This is a genomic window from Bradyrhizobium ontarionense (assembly GCF_021088345.1).
In the GTDB taxonomy this organism is placed as follows: domain Bacteria; phylum Pseudomonadota; class Alphaproteobacteria; order Rhizobiales; family Xanthobacteraceae; genus Bradyrhizobium; species Bradyrhizobium ontarionense.
This window is the reverse complement of sequence record NZ_CP088156.1, coordinates 2,534,630-2,550,948: the sequence shown is the minus strand read 5'-3', so window position 1 is coordinate 2,550,948 and position 16,319 is coordinate 2,534,630. Positions and strand designations below refer to the sequence as shown.

At 65.8% G+C, this 16,319-nt stretch carries 16 protein-coding genes; 11 read left to right on the top strand and 5 right to left on the bottom strand.

Annotated features, from left to right (window positions below; translation table 11 throughout):
* The first annotated feature begins 213 nt into the window (after nucleotides 1-213).
* From LQG66_RS11565 to LQG66_RS11550, 4 genes are all read left to right on the top strand, one after another.
* Nucleotides 214-1,905, top strand: coding sequence for a methyl-accepting chemotaxis protein (locus tag LQG66_RS11565; protein WP_231326349.1), 1,692 nt, complete (start codon nucleotides 214-216; stop codon nucleotides 1,903-1,905).
* A gap of 328 nt (nucleotides 1,906-2,233) precedes the next feature.
* On the top strand, nucleotides 2,234-3,229 hold the full coding sequence (locus LQG66_RS11560) for an MBL fold metallo-hydrolase (RefSeq protein ID WP_231326348.1): 996 nt from the start codon (nucleotides 2,234-2,236) through the stop codon (nucleotides 3,227-3,229).
* A gap of 39 nt (nucleotides 3,230-3,268) precedes the next feature.
* The gene (locus LQG66_RS11555) at nucleotides 3,269-4,411 is read left to right on the top strand and encodes a J domain-containing protein (RefSeq protein WP_231326347.1); all 1,143 of its coding nucleotides are present in this window, start codon (nucleotides 3,269-3,271) and stop codon (nucleotides 4,409-4,411) included.
* 114 nt (nucleotides 4,412-4,525) lie between these two features.
* Nucleotides 4,526-4,864 (top strand): antibiotic biosynthesis monooxygenase, encoded by a 339-nt coding sequence (locus tag LQG66_RS11550; protein WP_231326346.1) that lies wholly within the window; start codon nucleotides 4,526-4,528, stop codon nucleotides 4,862-4,864.
* A gap of 54 nt (nucleotides 4,865-4,918) precedes the next feature.
* On the opposite strand, the gene LQG66_RS11545 is transcribed toward LQG66_RS11550, so the two are convergent.
* Nucleotides 4,919-6,448 (bottom strand): acetyl-CoA acetyltransferase, encoded by a 1,530-nt coding sequence (locus LQG66_RS11545; protein WP_425601307.1) that lies wholly within the window; start codon nucleotides 6,446-6,448, stop codon nucleotides 4,919-4,921.
* A gap of 180 nt (nucleotides 6,449-6,628) precedes the next feature.
* Between LQG66_RS11545 and yghU the strand changes: the two genes are divergently transcribed.
* The 3 genes from yghU to sorB all read left to right on the top strand — a co-directional run bounded on the left by yghU (nucleotide 6,629) and on the right by sorB (nucleotide 9,360).
* Complete coding sequence (gene yghU / locus LQG66_RS11540; RefSeq protein ID WP_231326345.1) at nucleotides 6,629-7,504, top strand: glutathione-dependent disulfide-bond oxidoreductase; 876 nt, start codon at nucleotides 6,629-6,631, stop codon at nucleotides 7,502-7,504.
* 321 nt (nucleotides 7,505-7,825) lie between these two features.
* Nucleotides 7,826-9,025, top strand: a complete 1,200-nt coding sequence (gene sorA, locus LQG66_RS11535; RefSeq protein ID WP_231326344.1) for a SorA family sulfite dehydrogenase catalytic subunit — start codon at nucleotides 7,826-7,828, stop codon at nucleotides 9,023-9,025.
* 11 nt (nucleotides 9,026-9,036) lie between these two features.
* Complete coding sequence (gene sorB / locus LQG66_RS11530; protein ID WP_231326343.1) at nucleotides 9,037-9,360, top strand: SorB family sulfite dehydrogenase c-type cytochrome subunit; 324 nt, start codon at nucleotides 9,037-9,039, stop codon at nucleotides 9,358-9,360.
* Nucleotides 9,361-9,400: 40 nt separating this feature from the next.
* Here sorB and LQG66_RS11525 read toward each other — a convergent pair whose 3' ends face one another.
* Nucleotides 9,401-10,012, bottom strand: coding sequence for a flavin reductase family protein (locus LQG66_RS11525; protein WP_231326342.1), 612 nt, complete (start codon nucleotides 10,010-10,012; stop codon nucleotides 9,401-9,403).
* Nucleotides 10,013-10,194: 182 nt separating this feature from the next.
* Between LQG66_RS11525 and LQG66_RS11520 the strand changes: the two genes are divergently transcribed.
* Nucleotides 10,195-10,488 (top strand): hypothetical protein, encoded by a 294-nt coding sequence (locus LQG66_RS11520; RefSeq protein ID WP_231326341.1) that lies wholly within the window; start codon nucleotides 10,195-10,197, stop codon nucleotides 10,486-10,488.
* Between the two features lie 553 nt (nucleotides 10,489-11,041).
* On the opposite strand, the gene LQG66_RS11515 is transcribed toward LQG66_RS11520, so the two are convergent.
* Nucleotides 11,042-11,875 (bottom strand): alpha/beta hydrolase family protein, encoded by an 834-nt coding sequence (locus tag LQG66_RS11515; protein WP_231326340.1) that lies wholly within the window; start codon nucleotides 11,873-11,875, stop codon nucleotides 11,042-11,044.
* A 168-nt stretch (nucleotides 11,876-12,043) separates the two neighbouring features.
* Nucleotides 12,044-12,823, bottom strand: coding sequence for an SDR family NAD(P)-dependent oxidoreductase (locus LQG66_RS11510; RefSeq protein ID WP_231326339.1), 780 nt, complete (start codon nucleotides 12,821-12,823; stop codon nucleotides 12,044-12,046).
* Nucleotides 12,824-12,987: 164 nt separating this feature from the next.
* Between LQG66_RS11510 and LQG66_RS11505 the strand changes: the two genes are divergently transcribed.
* Genes LQG66_RS11505 through LQG66_RS11495 form a run of 3 tightly spaced genes read left to right on the top strand, consistent with a single transcriptional unit; the run spans nucleotide 12,988 to nucleotide 15,155 of the window.
* Nucleotides 12,988-13,782, top strand: a complete 795-nt coding sequence (locus LQG66_RS11505) for an enoyl-CoA hydratase/isomerase (RefSeq protein ID WP_231326338.1) — start codon at nucleotides 12,988-12,990, stop codon at nucleotides 13,780-13,782.
* The gene (locus LQG66_RS11500; protein WP_231326337.1) at nucleotides 13,779-14,765 is read left to right on the top strand and encodes a phosphotransferase family protein; all 987 of its coding nucleotides are present in this window, start codon (nucleotides 13,779-13,781) and stop codon (nucleotides 14,763-14,765) included. Before LQG66_RS11505 ends, LQG66_RS11500 begins: the two co-directional genes overlap by 4 nt.
* Nucleotides 14,766-14,768: 3 nt before the next feature.
* A complete protein-coding gene (locus LQG66_RS11495; protein ID WP_231326336.1) occupies nucleotides 14,769-15,155 on the top strand; it encodes a DUF6285 domain-containing protein in 387 nt (128 codons plus the stop codon).
* A 244-nt stretch (nucleotides 15,156-15,399) separates the two neighbouring features.
* Here LQG66_RS11495 and LQG66_RS11490 read toward each other — a convergent pair whose 3' ends face one another.
* Nucleotides 15,400-16,179 (bottom strand): enoyl-CoA hydratase-related protein, encoded by a 780-nt coding sequence (locus LQG66_RS11490; RefSeq protein ID WP_231327750.1) that lies wholly within the window; start codon nucleotides 16,177-16,179, stop codon nucleotides 15,400-15,402.
* Between the last annotated feature and the right edge of the window lie 140 nt (nucleotides 16,180-16,319).

Sequence of the window (16,319 nt, the reverse complement as noted above, 5' to 3'; positions counted from 1 at the left end):
TTTTGCGGCTTATGTCGGTTGCAAGGCCGCAATGCCGCGCGCTGCGATGCAACTCCAACTCACAAGCGATATGTCCCGTACTTCCGCGGGTGCGGGACTTTATCTTGGGTTAATCGGCATCTGCGATCTTGTATGCATCACTTGCTGCAAAGTTAGGCATGCCAATGAGGGCATGACCGCCAACGCTTTTCCTCCCGCATCGAAGGTCGCGCCATGCGCAAGAACCTGCCCATCACCAACGTCGAATATCCGATCACGGATGACACCCTCATCGTGTCGAAGACCGACGCCAAGGGCAAGCTGACCTTCTTCAATAAGGACTTCATCGACGCCGCAGGCTTCACCGAAGCCGAGCTGATGGGGCAGCCGCACAACATCGTGCGTCATCCGGACATGCCGCCGGAAGCGTTCGACAATCTCTGGACCACGCTGAAGGCGGGTCGCCCCTGGGTTGGCGCGGTGAAGAACCGGCGCAAGAACGGCGACTACTACTGGGTCCTGGCGACCGCATCGCCGATCCGCAAGGACGGCCAGGTTGTCGGCTATACCTCGGTACGCACCAAGCTGCCTTCCGACCAGCGTGCCGAGGCCGAGCAGGTCTACGCTGCGATCCGCGAAAACAAGTCGCACGGCTACAAGATCGATGATGGCATCATCCGCCGCCGCTCGGTGTTCGACCATCTCTCGATATTCACCGGAACGATCGCGGCAAGGCTGCGCACGCTGCTTGCGCTGCAGACTGTATTGCTGATCACGCTCGGCGTGATCTCGTTCGGCGAGGGCGGGCCCGGCGGCATGACCGCGGCGGGGATTGCGGCTGTCGGCATCATCCTCTGCGGCCTGACCGGCTCGCGCACAATGAACGCCATCATCGGTCCGATCGGCCATGTCAACGAAACGATGGAGAACATCACGCAGGGCAAGCTCGACACGCGTGTGCACATCGCGCGTGACGACGAGATCGGCCGCGCCCTGCGCAACCTGCAGACCGTACAGACGATGGTGCGCTTCAATGCCAGGGAGCTCATCGAGCAGGAACGGCGCGCCGCCGTCCAGCGCAAGCAGGAGATGTCGAAGCTCGCCGACGGCTTCGAGGGCGCCGTCGGAAACATCGTCGAGACCGTCTCCTCGGCCTCGAGCGAACTCGAGAGCTCGGCCAATTCGCTATCCAGCACCGCGACGCGGGGGCAGGAGCTCTCGACCACCGTCGCGGCGGCGTCGGAAGAGGCCTCGGCGAACGTTCAGGCGGTCGCCTCTGCCACCGAAGAGCTGACGTCTTCGGTCCGGGAGATCAGCCGGCAGGTGCAGGAATCGGCGCGCATCGCGTCCGATGCGGTCGAGCAGGCGCGCCGGACCAATGACCGGGTCGGCGAACTGTCGAAGGCGGCGACCCGCATCGGCGACGTCGTCGAGCTGATCAACACTATCGCCGGCCAGACCAATCTGTTGGCGCTCAACGCAACCATCGAGGCCGCGCGGGCCGGTGAAGCGGGCCGCGGCTTCGCGGTCGTGGCCTCCGAGGTCAAGGCGCTAGCCGAGCAGACCGGCAAGGCGACCGGCGAGATCGGCCAGCAGATTTCCGGCATCCAGGCGGCGACGCAGGAATCGGTCGGCGCGATCAGGGAGATCTCGACAACGATCGAGCGCCTCTCGGAGATCGCATCGACGGTGGCGGCGGCGGTCGAGGAGCAGGGCGCCGCGACCGCCGAAATCTCGCGCAACATCCAGCACGCTGCGACCGGCACGCAGCAGGTGTCCTCCAACATCTCCGATGTCCAGCGCGGCGCCAGCGAGACCGGAGACACGTCGAACCACGTGCTCACGGCGGCCCGCCAGCTCTCGGGCGACAGCAATCGCCTCAAGCAGGAAGTCGGCCGTTTCCTGCAATCGGTTCGCGCCGCCTGATCCCTATCCCTGTGGGGAGGGCCACGAAGCGGGCGGAGGCCAGGGCAGGTTCATCGCGTGCGATAACTGAACGACTCCGGTTCGATTGGCAGCCGTCGTCGTTGCAGGACGCCGTCCTATCAGACGCCCACCGGAGTGCGGCCCGGTCGGTAGCGGAGGCGATCGGTCAGCGATGAGCCTCATCCTGTGGGCTCGTTGCAACTATCACCGACAATGCGTCTCTCCGACCACAAAGACCGCCGTCACGCCATAATCCCGCTAAGGTGCAAATATTTAATTGCATCTGGTGCTTGTTCAACCAGCGGTACGATAGGTGACGGGCGATTTGATGGCGTGCGAACCTTCGCGCAGGACCTTGGTGCTGTCGGCGGCGACGGCTGCGGCCGCCTTCGGCCTCGATGCGAGCCTGGCCGTCGTTGCCGCCAAGCCGCGCCGCCGCACTGAGGATCCTGAGCGGGGCTATCGCCGGATCATGATCGGCGAGGCGGAGGTCATCGCGCTCTACGACGGTGTGTGGGAGAAGCCGCACGAGGCGGGCTTCTTCAGCAATGCTGGTATCAGCGACACCAAGGAGGCGCTGCGCGCGGCGGGCCTCACTTCCGCGTTCGTCCCCATCCCGATCTCGACCTTCGTGGTGCGACTGAAGGGCAAGACCGTGCTGTGCGACGCCGGCGGCGGCGGACAGGTGCAGGGCTACAATTCCGATTCCATCTTCGTATCGGGCCGGATGCTGGACAATCTGAAGGCGGCCGGCATTCGTCCGCACGACATCGACACCATCCTGATCTCGCATTTCCATCCTGATCACATTTTCGGACTGCTCGGCGAAGATACCAATGCGCCCGTATTTCCCGACGCCGAGATCATCGTGGCGGCAGCTGAATACAACTGGTGGACCGATGCGTCGCAGACCAGCCGCCTGCCGTCCTGGCGGCAGTCGCTGGCCCGGCGCATCCAGGGCGTGATCCCGTCCTGGAAAAACGTGCTGCCGGTCGCGGGTGAGGACGAGGTGGTGCCCGGGATCCGCTTCGTCAGCGTTGCCGGCCATACGCCGGGGCACACCGCCTTTCATCTCAGCTCCGGCCAGGATCAGCTGATGATTTCGGGGGACACGGCCTACGTGCCTGCGTTCTGCCTAAGTCATCCCGGATGGCACGGCGTGTATGACCAGGACGGCCCTGCCGCCGAGGTGAGCCGTCGCAGATTGCTCGACCGGGTGGTGGCGGACAGGATGCTGATCTGCGGTTCGCATTTTCCCTGGCCTGGATTTGGCCGGCTCGTTCGCGATGGCGCCCATTATGCGCTCGACCTGCTTCCGGCGTGATCCCGCATTGATCTCGGGAGGAGGTCGCGGGGCCGCGCCATGAAGACACATTACGAGGTGCTCGGCGTTTCGCCGCGTGCCGATCTCGACACCATCAAGCGGGCCTTCCGGCAGGCCGCGAAGGCGCACCATCCCGATCTCACGGGCGGCGGCGACGCGGCGGCGGATCACACGCTCAAGATGATCATCGTCGCCTACAAGGTGCTGCGCGACACGGACCTGCGCGCCGAGTACGACGCCCATCTCACCTTCGAGCGCAAGCGGCTCCGCGGTGAACGATGGGATGCGATCCTGCAGTTCACGGCGGCGACCGCAGTGCTGAGCGCGATCCTGATCGGGCTCGAGATCGTGCTGCTGCCATCGCTCGGTGATTGGATGAGCAAACCGCCGGCGACGCGCTCGATCGTACTGCGGCCGTCGCCGCCGCCGCGATCCGAGCCGTGGGACCGCGGCCCTGAGGCAACCGCGGTGTCTCCCTCCCGGGACGCAGTCAGCACGGCACGCCCAGGCGCCCCGCCGGCCACGTCGCGCGGTCAGGGGGCGCAACCAGCTGGCGACGTTGCTGCTGGTGGAGCTCCCGCCGCGGCAATCGAGCCGACGACCGCCGCATCCTTCCTGAAGCGGGCGCTGGAACGCAGCCAGCAGGGCGATCTCGATCGCGCCATCGCCGACTTCGACGAGGCGGTCCGGCTCGCGCCCAGAAATGCGGACGTCTATCGCTATCGTGCCAGGGACCTGGGCCGCAGGGGCCGGTGGGACCGTGCGCTGGCGGACTACGAGCGGGCGATCCGGCTGGATCCGAACAACCCCGCGCTGTTTCACGATCGTGCCCTGGCGCTTCAGCAGAAGGGCGAGCTCGACGAGGCGCTGGTCGATCTCGATCGCGCGGTGAGGATGAGCTTCAGCGATGCCGAGCTGTATAGCGATCGTGGCGCGGTCTGGCTCGCGAAGGGAAGCTACGACCGCGCGCTCGCCGATTTCAACCAGGCGCTCAAGCTCGACCCGGGGCTGGCGACCGCGACGGTCCGTCGTGACGAGGCGCTCGAGCACAAGCGCGAGCAGCAGCTGGCCGGCGATAATGCGCGGCCGCGCCAGTCCGGCGTGGATACCACCGGCACGCTGCCCCCTGAGGCGGCGCCCAAGGCGGCTCCCAAGGCGGCTCCCAAGGCGGCCGGGCGCTGAGACGTTCCCAGCGGTGTGAGGGCATTCCGACATCCAAGACGCGTCGAGCATCATTGTGCTGCCGGCTGTCCGCGGTCGCTCCGCTGCGCGCGGACCGCGATACAGGAGCGCGCCATGAGCGTTTACGTCTCAATCACCGGCTTTCGCCCGCGCAGCGGCATGCTTCGCTTGGCGCGGTTCTGGTGGCATACGTTGCGCGCGGTGCGCCAGGCGCGCACGGCCCCCGGAAACCTGCGCGTCGAGCTACGCCCGCTTGCCGGGATCTATCACACGCTGACGGTGTGGACCGACGAGGCCAGCATGCGCGCCTATGTCCGCAGCGGCGCGCATCGCCGCGCCATGATCGGCTTTCGTGACCTCGGCGGCGGCCGGACGCTGGGCTTCCCGGCCGACACTGATCCTGGCTGGGACGCGGCTTATGCGCGTTGGCAGCGCGAGGCGAGGGAGGTGTGAGCTCTGCCCGACGGCGCAACTCGTTAGAACGTTCCATCGCAATCGCATCGAGGTTCAATTTGCACGCCATTCCGGCACGCCGTCGGCGGCCATGGTGATGGCGCCGCGCGCGCCCACCGGCGTCTTGTCAAGATCCATCAGCCGCGTCAGCGTGGCTTCGTCATGCGCGGGCACGCGCGCCAGCGTGCGCGCGCCCTGCTCGGTGCGCAGCATGACGACGCCATGCTCGACCGCGCCGGCGCGATCGAAGAGTGCGGTGAAGCTTTCGGCCTTGCCGTTGCCGCCGGCCTCGCTGACGAACTCGGGCGCTTTCGTGCGCGTGCGATCGGCCTCCGCCTGGACGCTGACATCCTGTGACAAGGACGATCGCGGCGGCTCGCGCGAGATGACGAGGGCATGATGCTTGGTGACGAAGCCGCCCTGGCCGTAGAGCAGGCCGCGCGTCGCGCCACCGCCGCGCAGCCGCCGCACCATCGCGCAGGCGGCATGCGTCATGTAGGTGTTGAGCGGCGCGCCGAAGAAGGTCAGCCCGCCGGTCACCGTCGGCTCGACGTCGGGACCGAGCCCAAGGGTTCGCCGCGCCATCTTGGGCACGCAGGGAAAGCAGCTGTAGAGCTCGATGACGTCGAATGCCGCGCCCTTGCCGCCGACGAGATCCATCGCCGCCTGCAGCACGGCGTTCTGCGGATGGCTCTCGGCGAACTGGTCGCGCGTGAGATAATCGCGCGGGTCCTCGGCCGCGGCGCCGCCGAGCGGGTAGATCATGCGGCTGTCGGCAATGCCGGCGGTCCGTGCCCGCGCGAGGCTGGTCAGGATCAGCGCGGCGCCCATGTTGACCATGGGATTGGCGACCATCAGCTTGGTGTAGGGCCAGGCGATCGGGCGGTTGTCGGCCGATGGCGTCGTGATCTCGTCGGGCGCAAAGTGCCGCTTCAGCCAGGCATTCGGATTGTAGGCCGCGACGGCCGAATAGCGCGACCACAGCTCGCCGGATTCGGCGAGCGCCTGCCGCGGCGTCTGGCCCCATTGGGCGGAGCTCGCGACCTCGTAGAACGGATAGACAGAGACCGGGCGAAACACGCCGAGCTTCACGGCCAACGGCTTCTGGAACGCGGCGCCGCGCTTCGGCTCTTCGACGTCATGGGCAAACGGCGTCCAGGGCAATGTCACACCGGCGCGCTCGGCCTTGGTCGCGCTCGACTGCGCCTCGGCGCCGCAGACCACGGCGACGTCGCATTCGCCGCGCGCGATGCGCAACGCCGCTTCGTGCAGGAAGCGGATCGGGCTCTCGCCGCCGACCGGGCCATAGTGGCAATGCGCCGGGCGGATGCCGAGACGCTGGGCCAGCAGCAGTTCGGGATCGCAATAGCGCCAGCTCAGGAAGTTGACGACGTCGAGCGAGCCCAGGTCGTGGATCAGCTTGGCTCCCGCGTCGATTTCCGCGCGACGGACGGCCTGTTCGAGCAGCGCCAGCGGCTCAAGCCCGTCGACGACGTCCCGGGGGCGATCGACGATCTCGCCGACGCCGACGATGACGGGAATGCGATCCGCGGGCGGGGGACTTGCAATCATGGGCGCTGTCATGGGCGTTTCCGAAGAGCGGCCCGTGACGGACCATCATTGTTATCTTGTCTCCGTTCTGTCATCGCAGGTTCGACCGCGCAATGCAGAAAATGCGGGCGCCGCCCGCGTTCGGGATGGCTTCCGCTCAACGGCATATGCGCCTAGAACGTTGGTCCTTTGCCGCACATGCCGGAGGCTCAATTGTCCGAACAGAACAGCTATACGCCGCCGAAGGTCTGGACCTGGAACAAGGCGAGCGGCGGCCGCTTCGCCAACATCAACCGGCCGATCGCGGGGCCGACGCATGAGAAGGAATTGCCTGTCGGCCGTCATCCCTTGCAGCTTTATTCTCTGGGGACGCCGAACGGCGTGAAGGTCACCGTGATGCTGGAGGAGCTTTTGGCGCTCGGGCACACCGGTGCTGAGTATGACGCCTGGCTGATCCGCATCGGCGAGGGCGATCAGTTCGGCTCGGGCTTTGTCGCGATCAATCCGAACTCGAAGATTCCAGCGCTGCTGGACCGCAGTGGGCCAGAGCCGATCCGCGTGTTCGAGTCCGGCGCGATCCTGGTCCATCTCGCCGAGAAGTTCGGTGCGTTGCTGCCGACCGAGCCGGCCAAGCGCGCCGAATGCCTGTCCTGGCTGTTCTGGCAGATGGGCGCCGCGCCCTATCTCGGCGGCGGCTTCGGCCATTTCTATGCCTATGCGCCGACCAAGATCGAATATGCGATCGACCGCTTCGCGATGGAGGTGAAGCGCCAGCTCGACGTGCTCGACCGCCGTCTCGCCGAGAGCGAATATCTCGCGGGCCCCGACTACACCATCGCCGACATTGCGGTGTGGCCGTGGTACGGTGCGCTGTCGAAAGGGCTGCTCTACGAGGGCGGCGAGTTCCTCTCGGTGCAGGACTACAAGAACGTGCAGCGTTGGACCGACCAGATCGCGCAGCGCCCCGCCGTCAAGCGCGGCCGCATGGTCAACCGCGTCTCGGGTGATCCGAAGAGCCAGCTGCACGAGCGCCACGACGCCAGCGATTTCGATACGAAAACGCAGGACAAGATCGGGCAGGGCGCGTAGCTGCTCGCGTAGGGTGGGCAAAGGCGCGCCCAAGTCGTCGCTGGCGTACCCAGCTGTCCGACGCGCCGTGCCCACCGTCCTCACTCGCCGGAACCGTTGGTGGGGACGCGTCGCCTGACGGCGTCGCTTTGCCCACCCGACGATTTCCCGGATCGTGGCGACGGCGCGCGGCGGGACCGGCATCGCACCGTTTCTCGCAGCGAGAGAATCGTGCAACGATCGATCCGGAGCGGTGGCCGGTGCCGGAAGCCGAGACCATCTACTGAGCCAGGCTTGCGGTGATGACCGCATGTCCAGAACGAACACTCCGGAGGGAGTACCATGATTGACAGACGCGACCTGCTCAAGGGAGCAGGCGTTGCGGCGCTGCTGAGCGGCTTTGGCAGCACCGTCGCACTGGCTGAGGACGTCGTGACGCTGCCCTTTGCCAACGGCGAACGGCCGCTGGTGAAATATCCGCAGAAGCGGCCGATGATCGGTCTGACCAGCCGGCCGCCACAGCTCGAGACACCGTTTGCGGTGTTCAACGACGGCCCGATCACGCCGAACAATGCGTTCTTCGTCCGCTATCACTTGGCGGGCCTGCCCTACGATCTCGATCCCGACAAGTTCACCCTGGATGTCAAGGGCAAGGTCGACAAGCCGCTCAAGCTGTCGCTCAAGGACATCCGGAAGATGAAGGCGACCGAGATCGTCGCCGTCAACCAATGCTCCGGCAACAGCCGCGGCTTTTTCGAGCCGCGTGTCGCCGGCGGCCAGCTCGGCAACGGCGCCATGGGCAATGCGCGTTGGCGCGGCGTGCCGCTGAAAACCGTGCTCGAAATGGCAGGCGTGCAGGCCGGCGCCAGGCAGGTGACCTTCGGCGGCATGGACGGCCCGGTCATCGACAAGACGCCGGACTTCGTCAAGGCGCTCGACCTGGATCATGCCATGAACGGCGAGGTGATGCTGGCCTACGGCATGAACGGCGATGATCTGCCGTTCCTCAACGGCTTTCCGCTGCGTCTGATCGTCCCCGGCTATTACGGCACCTACTGGGTGAAGCACCTGAACGAGATCACCGTGATCGACGGCGTCTTCGACGGCTTCTGGATGAAGTCGGCTTACAGAATTCCAGATACGCCGAACAATTCCGTCGCGCCCGGCACCACACCGAAAGCAACGATCCCGATCAACCGTTTCACGGTGCGCTCGTTCATCACCAACGTCGCCGACGGCGCCAAGCTGAAGACGGGCAACATCACGCTTCGGGGGATCGCCTTCGACGGCGGGGCGGGCATCAAGGAGGTCGCGGTCTCGACCGACGGCGGCAAGACCTGGACCAATGCCAAGCTCGGCAAGGATCTCGGCAAATATTCCTTCCGCGAATGGAAGCTGCCGGTGAAGCTTGCCGCCGGCGCTTGCGATCTCAAGGTCCGCGCGACCAGCAATTCCGGTGAGACGCAGCCGGACACGCCGCGCTGGAACCCGGCCGGTTATTTGCGCAACGTCGTCGAAACCGTGCGCGTCACGGTGGCCTGAGGAACATGACCATGCAACGGACGTCTCTCCTCGCCGTTATCCTGACTTCCAGCCTTTGCTGGCTTGCGAGCGGCCCTGCCTCGGTCACGGCGGCCCCGGTCAACTATCAGACTCCGCGGGAAGCGGCCGCCTTCAAGCCGGGGCCGAATCTCGAGGTCGTGCAGGGCAACTGCACGGCCTGTCACTCGGCGGATTACATCAACACGCAACCGCCGATGAAGAACAAGAAGGAGTTCTGGCAGGCGGAGGTCACCAAGATGGTCAAGGTCTATGGCGCGCCGATCGACGATTCGGACGTCGGCAAGATCGTCGATTATCTCGCCGCGACCTACTGACGGCCTGCCCGCACGGGCTGTGGCGCGGCGGTGATTGAGATCAGCCAGCGCCCTTCGCCGGCGGGAAATCCATCCGGTCGTTGGTGCGGCAGTAGCGATCGGCGAACATGCGGCCCACGGGGTGGAACAGCTCCATCGCGACCCGCATCTTCTCGGTGTCCCACAATTCGTCGCGGATGTGGAAGGCGAGGCCCTCGCCGAGCACCAGCACGCGATCGCCGTTGACGTCGATCAGCTGCCACGTCTTGCACTCCATCGCGAACGGCGCGTCAGCCAGCCGCGGCACCGCGATCATGCGCGACGGTGCAAGCTTGAGCCCGAGATGATCGGGTTCACCGATGTCGGGCGGAAAGTCGCCGCCGGTCTCGTGCATCGCCTGCGCCAGCGGCTCGTCGGTGATATGGACCACGAACTCGCCGGCGCGGCGGATGTTGACCAGCGTGTCCTTGACCCGGCCGTCCGGACGCAGGTTGATCGCGAACACGCATAGCGGCGGGTCTTCGCCGAGCACGTTGAAGAACGAGAACGGCGCTGCGTTGATGATGCCGGTCTCGCCCATCGTCGTCACCCAGGCGATCGGCCGCGGCAGCACGAAGGAGGTCAGGATCTTGTAGCGCTCGCGCGGGCTGAGATCGGTGGACAGGTATTCCATGAGAGGCCTCTGGTCGGTGGGACGTCGAGCCTAGTGGGGCATGATGCGATGCGGAAGCCGATAAAGCGGGCACGACCTGCGCGCCTCTGCTGCAGCCGCTGCTTCGGAAATTCGATGTTCCCGGGAACGGGTCCGACGGCGCCACGTTCGAACAGCACAACAATGCAAATGGAGGTCACGCCATGAAACCCATCGTCAGCTTGATTGCGTGTGCGTTCGTCGTCTCGGCCACGTCTGCGTTCGCGCAGGGCGGGCAGCAGACCACCACGCCGCCGAGCGCGCAGAATTCCGGAGCGGGCATCCAGGGAGCGCCCGGCAACAAGAACGGGCCGACGGCGAGCGAGTCCAGCACGGTCGGTTCGTCGTCTTCGACGATCAACCGCCATAATCCGGACGTGAGCGCGCAGGACCCGTCGAACATCAAGGGCCTGCCGGGCAACAAGAACGGTCCGCCGGCCAAGAAGCCGCAGCAGTAAATATGTCGGGCGCCTGGTGGCGGCTGCGCGATTGCGCAGCTGCCATGTGCGTTCTGCCCGTCGTGCCAGTTTGTCGCATGCGACAAGGCTTGTGTCGTCGGGCAAATCACAACGATCCTCTCGCGCATCCTGCTTCGCCACGAGGGGCGTATCGCGATCGTCACGACACGCGAGGCAGGGAAGCGGTGGGCGGATCGACTTGCAGCGCGGTGACACGCGCCGACGAACAAGGCGGCACGCACGAGGAAATCGTAGGGTCCTGGCATCCCGATGCTGATGCCAAGCCGGTGGTGATTGATGATCCGCTGGTGACGGGGGCAAGACAGCCGGTCCCCGGGGAGACGACGTATAACTCGTCAAAACATCGCGCGGGGAATGCCGGTTGATCGGCTGAACCTGTGGTACCTGCCGCCTGCATTTTTTTCGCAGGCGGGCCATGGGTGAGGCCTTCACCCGGCATTCCCTGCGCCCTCGTTTTTCAGAGGGTCCTCGATGCATCACTCGGACGCAGAGCGCGCCGCGAGACGGCGGACGCTCGTCGGTGCGCGCGGGCTCAGGGCAGCGCCGCTGCGGCGTTGTTGACGATCAGGTTGTCGGTATCGGCCGGTGCCAGCTCGCTTGTCGCATCTCCGCCGAGATATTTGTCGAGCGTCGCCTGGATTCGCTCACGCGCGGTGTAAGGGCCGCGATCGCTCATCCAGGTGTGCTGGAACTCGGTCTTGATGATGTCGATGCCGCTCTTCTTTCCCGCCTGCGAGGGCAGCACGCCGGGATCGGTCTTGAACTGTGGATCGTCGGAGCGAAACGACAGGATCTTCAGCTTGTCACGGATCACGAAAGGAACGCGCAGATTGTCCAGCGTCACCACCTGGCTGACGATATCAGGATGCTCCTTGGCGAAATACATCGCGGTGTCGCCGCCGTTGGAGTGGCCGACCAGGGTCAGATGCGCGTAATCGGCGTTCGGATGGCGTTTCGTCATCTCATGGAGCACGCAGAGGATGTTGGCTTCGCCCTTCTTGTAGACGTCGAGCCGGCCGACATAGGGCATCCCGACCTTGGTGACGAGCGGAGGGTCGGTCGGCAGATCCTGCTGGACGCTGGCGACGAGATAGCCGCGGGCGGCAAACACGTTCGCCAGGAACGAGTACTCGGTGTTCTTCACCGTGTTGCCGTTGCTGATGACGGCCACCGGCAGCCGCCACAGCCCGGCATTGGCCTTCATCTCGTAGTCCCTGCGCACGGCGACATCGACGGTGATTGGCCGTTGCCGCTCGGCATCGAAGAACTCGCGGCTCTCGTGCTGGATGCCCCATTTGGCCATCGCGAAATACCCGGCAACCGCCAGGGCAGACACACAGGCCAAAACCGTCACGCCGCGCTTCATGGCATCCTTCCCTGTCAACTCTCATCACTATGTGATGAGGGACAACGCCGAGGTCACGGGGGCGTGGCATCATCGGCCATATTAAATTTCCGAAACCTGCCGGTTCTACGCGGGAACATTGTGCCAGGAAGCGAACCGGCGTACCGGCCCACCTCCGCACAGGCCGGGTCAGAAGGCGGTATAGCCGCCATCGATCACGAAGCAATCGGCGGTGTGGTAGGACGACGCCTTGCTCATCAGATACACGGCGATGCCGCCGAAGTCCGACGGCTCGCCGAAGCGGCGCACCGGGATACGCGGCATCACGTTGGCGACGAACTTCTCGTTGCCCATGATGCCTGCGGTCATGTCGCTCTTGATCCAGCCGGGCAGGATCGCGTTGGCGGTCACGCCGTGGCGCGCGAGCTCGACGGCAAGCGCCCGGCACAGCGCGTTGATCGCGGCCTTGGTCGCCGCATAATGCTCGTTGCGGGCGGTGCCGAACAGCGAGGCGAGACTGGACGTCGCAACCAGCCGGCCGAAGGCGTCGCCGGCTTCCGCGCGCGCCGTCATGTGCCGCGCCGCGGCCTGGAAGGCGTGGAACACGCCGTCGAGATTGGTCGCGAACATCGTGCGCCATTCCTCCTCGCTGCGCTCGATGAAGGGCTTGCGGCCGCCGCCGCCGATGCCGGCATTGGCGAAGCAGCCGTCGACGCGGCCGAACGTCTCGAGCGTGGCCTTCATCGCCTCGTTGACGGAGGCGGCGCTGGTGACGTCGCAGATCCGGGTATCGACCTTGCCGGGCCCGGCGGCTATCGATGCCGCAGCTGCCTTGTTCTTCTCAGCGTTGCGGCCCCAGATCGAGACGTCGCAGCCACTGGACGCAAGTGCCTGGGCGATACCGAGGCCTATGCCTCCATTGCCGCCGGTGACGACGGCCACACGGCCGGTGAGGTCGAACATGGTCATGGGCGTTTCCGTGATGATGGCCGCGCTCTGTGGTGCTGCGCTTATTGGACCATGCAACCATGGACAAGCCGACCGCAAAAATCAAATATGCCGGACGAACCGGGCTGGGCTTCGTATTTCCGCAGCGAAGAATGCAGCTATCGAAAATCTCCCGAGAGGAAACCATGCAGTTCAAGCACGTTACGCTCGATTTCGAAGGGGCCGTCGCCGTCCTCAAGCTCGACCATCAGGAGGTCATGAACGCGGTCTCGATCGACATGCTCGGCGGGCTCGCGGAGGCGCTCGACGAGATCGAGGAGAAGAGGGCCGAGGTGCGCTGCCTCGTCGTGACGGGCGCGGGCCGCGCGTTCTGCACCGGCGCCAATCTGCAGGGCCGTAACGCGCAGGCCAAGCCCGGCCGCAGCAACGCGGGCGCCGCGCTCGAGACCGCCTTCCATCCGTTCCTGCGTCGCTTACGCAACCTTCATTGCCCAATCGTGACCGCGGTGAATGGCCCGGCCGCAGGCGCCGGCATGAGCTTCGCGCTGATGGGCGACATGATCCTGTGCGCCAAGTCCGCCTACTTTTTACAGGCCTTCCGCCGCATCGGCCTGGTGCCCGATTGCGGCTCGACCTGGCTGCTGCCGCGCCTCGTCGGCAAGGCGCGTGCGATCGAGCTGTCGCTGATGGGCGAGAAACTGCCGGCCGAGACCGCGCTGGAATGGGGACTCGTCAATCGCGTTTACGACGATGGCGCGTTGATGGAAGAGACGATGAAGCTGGCGCGCGACCTCGCCGACGGGCCGACCGTCGCGTTGGCCCAGATCCGCAGGCTGTATTGGGACAGCCCGGAGAACTCGTTCGAGGAGCAGCTCAACCTCGAATTCCAGTCGCAGCGCGTCGCCGGCAGCACCGATGATTTCAAGGAGGGCGTCACCGCGTTCCTCGAAAAGCGGCCGGCCAAGTTCAAGGGCCAATGATCGAGACCGAACTGTCCCGCTGCGTTCAGGCGTTCATGCCGGGGGCGAGCGGCGTGAGCGGCGCCGCCAAGCTTTCCGGCGGCGCCAGCCAGGAGACATGGCGCTTCGACATCGTCCATCCCGATGGCGATGTCGGCGCGATTCTGCGCCGCTCGCCGAAGGGCTACGGCGCCGCGCCGGGCCGTGCCGCCGGGCTCGACAACGAAGCGGTGCTGATGCGGCTCGCTTATGCGGCCGGCGTGCCGTCGCCCGAGGTGCTGCACGTGCTGACGCCCGCCGATGATCTCGGTACCGGCTTCATCATGCGCCGCGTCGAGGGCGAGACCATCGCGCGCAAGATTTTGCGCGATGCTGACTATGCTGAAGCGCGGCCACGTCTCGCGCGCCAGCTCGGCGGCATCGCCGGGCGCATTCACGGCATCGCGCGGGATGCGCTGCCGGACCTGCGCAAGATGACCTCGACGAAGGAGATCGCCGAAATCGCGCGCGAATATCACAGCTTCGATTGGCCGCGGCCGGTGTTCGATCTGGCGCTGCGCTGGCTGTCGCAAAATGACCCCGGTCCTTCGGCCGAGGTGACTCTCGTGCACGGCGACTTCCGCAACGGCAATCTGATCATTGGTCCCGACGGCGTGCGCGCCGTGCTCGACTGGGAGCTCGCCCATCTCGGCGATCCCATGGAGGATCTCGGCTGGATCTGCGTCAACTCCTGGCGCTTTGGCGAGATCGACAGACCGGTCGGCGGCTTCGGCGCGCGCGAGGAGCTGTTCGCAGGCTACGAAGCGGCGGGGCGCGAGGTCGATCCCGACAGGGTGATGTTCTGGGAGGTCATGGGCACCTTGCGCTGGGGCGTGATGTGCTGCGGCATGATGCAGCGTTTTCGTGCCGGTCCCGATCATTCGATGGAGCGCGCGATGATCGGCCGCCGGGCCTCGGAAACCGAAATCGATCTGTTGCGGCTGCTTGCGCCGAGAGGAGCCTGATCGATGCAAGACGAACCGACGCCGACTGAATTGGTGAAGGCCGTCGCCGACTTCCTGCGCAACGACATCGCGCCGCTGCTGTCAGGCCATCAGGCCTTCAAGCTGCGGGTCGGCATCAACGCGCTCGATCTCGTGGTGCGGCAGTTGACGCAGGCGGCGCCGGCCGAGGCCGCCGAGCAGGTGCGGCTGAAGGAGATGCTGGGTGAGGACGGTGCGCTGCTCGAACTGAACCGTGTCCTCGCGTCCCGCATCGCCGACGGAAGTGTCGGTCTCGAGACGGCCGGCCTAAAGGAGCACCTCTGGCAGACCACGCTCGACAAGCTCGCCGTCGATCAGCCGAACTACGCCTCCTACAAGCGCGAGGCGGGGAGGGGCCGGGATGACGCCTAACTCTCCGCCGTCATTGCGAGGAGCGCCGGCGACGAAGCAATCCAGACTGCCTCGGCGGTGGAATTCTGGATTGCTTCGCTTCGCTCGCAATGACGGCGGTGGACGTGGCGCCACCGCCGCAAACAAAGGCTCCGTCATTCCGGGGCGCGACGCAGTCGCGAGCCCGGAATCCATACTCCCGATCGTGGTTATGGATTCCGGGCTCGCCCTGCGGGCGCCCCGGAATGACGGAGTTCGTGAGGCGTCACCGCCCCAGCCAATTCGGCGGCCGCTTCTCCGAGAACGCCTTCGGTCCCTCGATGTAGTCCTGCGAATGGATCATCGCCTGCACCGCGGGATAGTCGCGCTGCTCGGTGATCGCCTGCTCCAGCGAAACCGCAAGCCCCTTCTCGATCGCCTGCTTGGAGGCGCGGATCGACATCGGCGAGTTCTTGGCGATGGTCTCGGCCCAGCGCTCGGCGGCGGAGAGCGCCTCGCCCTGCGGCACCACCTCGTTGACGAAACCGAGCTCATGGCCTTCGCGCGCGCCGACATGCCGGCCGGTCAGGATCATCCCCATGGCGCGCTTCATGCCGATCTGACGCGGCAGCCGCTGCAGGCCGCCGGCGAGCGCGGCGAGGCCGACGCGGGGCTCGGGCAGGGCGAAGGTCGCGTTCTCCGAGGCGATGATCAGGTCGCAGGCCAGCGCAATCTCGAAGCCGCCGCCCATCGCGACGCCGTTGACGGCCGCGATCAGCGGCTTGTCGCAGTCGAAGCGCGAGGTGAGCCCGGCGAAGCCGCTCTTGCCCCAGCCGCGCGCGCCGCCGGCCGCCTGCCATTTCAGGTCGTTGCCGGCGCAGAACGCCTTGTCGCCTTCACCGGTGACGATCGCGACCCATTGCTCGGGATCAGCTGCGAACGCGTTGAACACGCGCTCGAGCTCGTAATGCGCCTCGATGTGCAGCGCGTTGTAGACCTCGGGCCGGGCCAGGGTCACGATCGTGACCGGCCCCTTGTGGGTGATCTTCGAGAACTTCAGCTCCATCGGGCGTTCCTCCTGACTGTTGATCATTGGCAGCTTGCCGCGAGCTTAGCGCCTGCGCAGGCCTTGCGGTCATCCAAATACGCAACTGCGCTGCGCGTCACAAGCACGTGGCCGGAAGCTGTGCCGCGCGCGATCAAGAA

Excerpts from the sequence above, each read along its gene's own strand:
- LQG66_RS11565 (WP_231326349.1), top strand. The coding sequence starts at position 214 with ATGCGCAAGAACCTGCCCATCACCAACGTCGAATATCCGATCACGGAT.
- LQG66_RS11560 (WP_231326348.1), top strand. The coding sequence starts at position 2,234 with ATGGCGTGCGAACCTTCGCGCAGGACCTTGGTGCTGTCGGCGGCGACG.
- LQG66_RS11555 (WP_231326347.1), top strand. The coding sequence starts at position 3,269 with ATGAAGACACATTACGAGGTGCTCGGCGTTTCGCCGCGTGCCGATCTC.
- LQG66_RS11550 (WP_231326346.1), top strand. The coding sequence starts at position 4,526 with ATGAGCGTTTACGTCTCAATCACCGGCTTTCGCCCGCGCAGCGGCATG.
- LQG66_RS11545 (WP_425601307.1), bottom strand. The coding sequence starts at position 6,448 with ATGACAGCGCCCATGATTGCAAGTCCCCCGCCCGCGGATCGCATTCCC.
- sorA (WP_231326344.1), top strand. The coding sequence starts at position 7,826 with ATGATTGACAGACGCGACCTGCTCAAGGGAGCAGGCGTTGCGGCGCTG.
- sorB (WP_231326343.1), top strand. The coding sequence starts at position 9,037 with ATGCAACGGACGTCTCTCCTCGCCGTTATCCTGACTTCCAGCCTTTGC.
- LQG66_RS11525 (WP_231326342.1), bottom strand. The coding sequence starts at position 10,012 with ATGGAATACCTGTCCACCGATCTCAGCCCGCGCGAGCGCTACAAGATC.
- LQG66_RS11520 (WP_231326341.1), top strand. The coding sequence starts at position 10,195 with ATGAAACCCATCGTCAGCTTGATTGCGTGTGCGTTCGTCGTCTCGGCC.
- LQG66_RS11515 (WP_231326340.1), bottom strand. The coding sequence starts at position 11,875 with ATGAAGCGCGGCGTGACGGTTTTGGCCTGTGTGTCTGCCCTGGCGGTT.
- LQG66_RS11510 (WP_231326339.1), bottom strand. The coding sequence starts at position 12,823 with ATGACCATGTTCGACCTCACCGGCCGTGTGGCCGTCGTCACCGGCGGC.
- LQG66_RS11505 (WP_231326338.1), top strand. The coding sequence starts at position 12,988 with ATGCAGTTCAAGCACGTTACGCTCGATTTCGAAGGGGCCGTCGCCGTC.
- LQG66_RS11500 (WP_231326337.1), top strand. The coding sequence starts at position 13,779 with ATGATCGAGACCGAACTGTCCCGCTGCGTTCAGGCGTTCATGCCGGGG.
- LQG66_RS11495 (WP_231326336.1), top strand. The coding sequence starts at position 14,769 with ATGCAAGACGAACCGACGCCGACTGAATTGGTGAAGGCCGTCGCCGAC.
- LQG66_RS11490 (WP_231327750.1), bottom strand. The coding sequence starts at position 16,179 with ATGGAGCTGAAGTTCTCGAAGATCACCCACAAGGGGCCGGTCACGATC.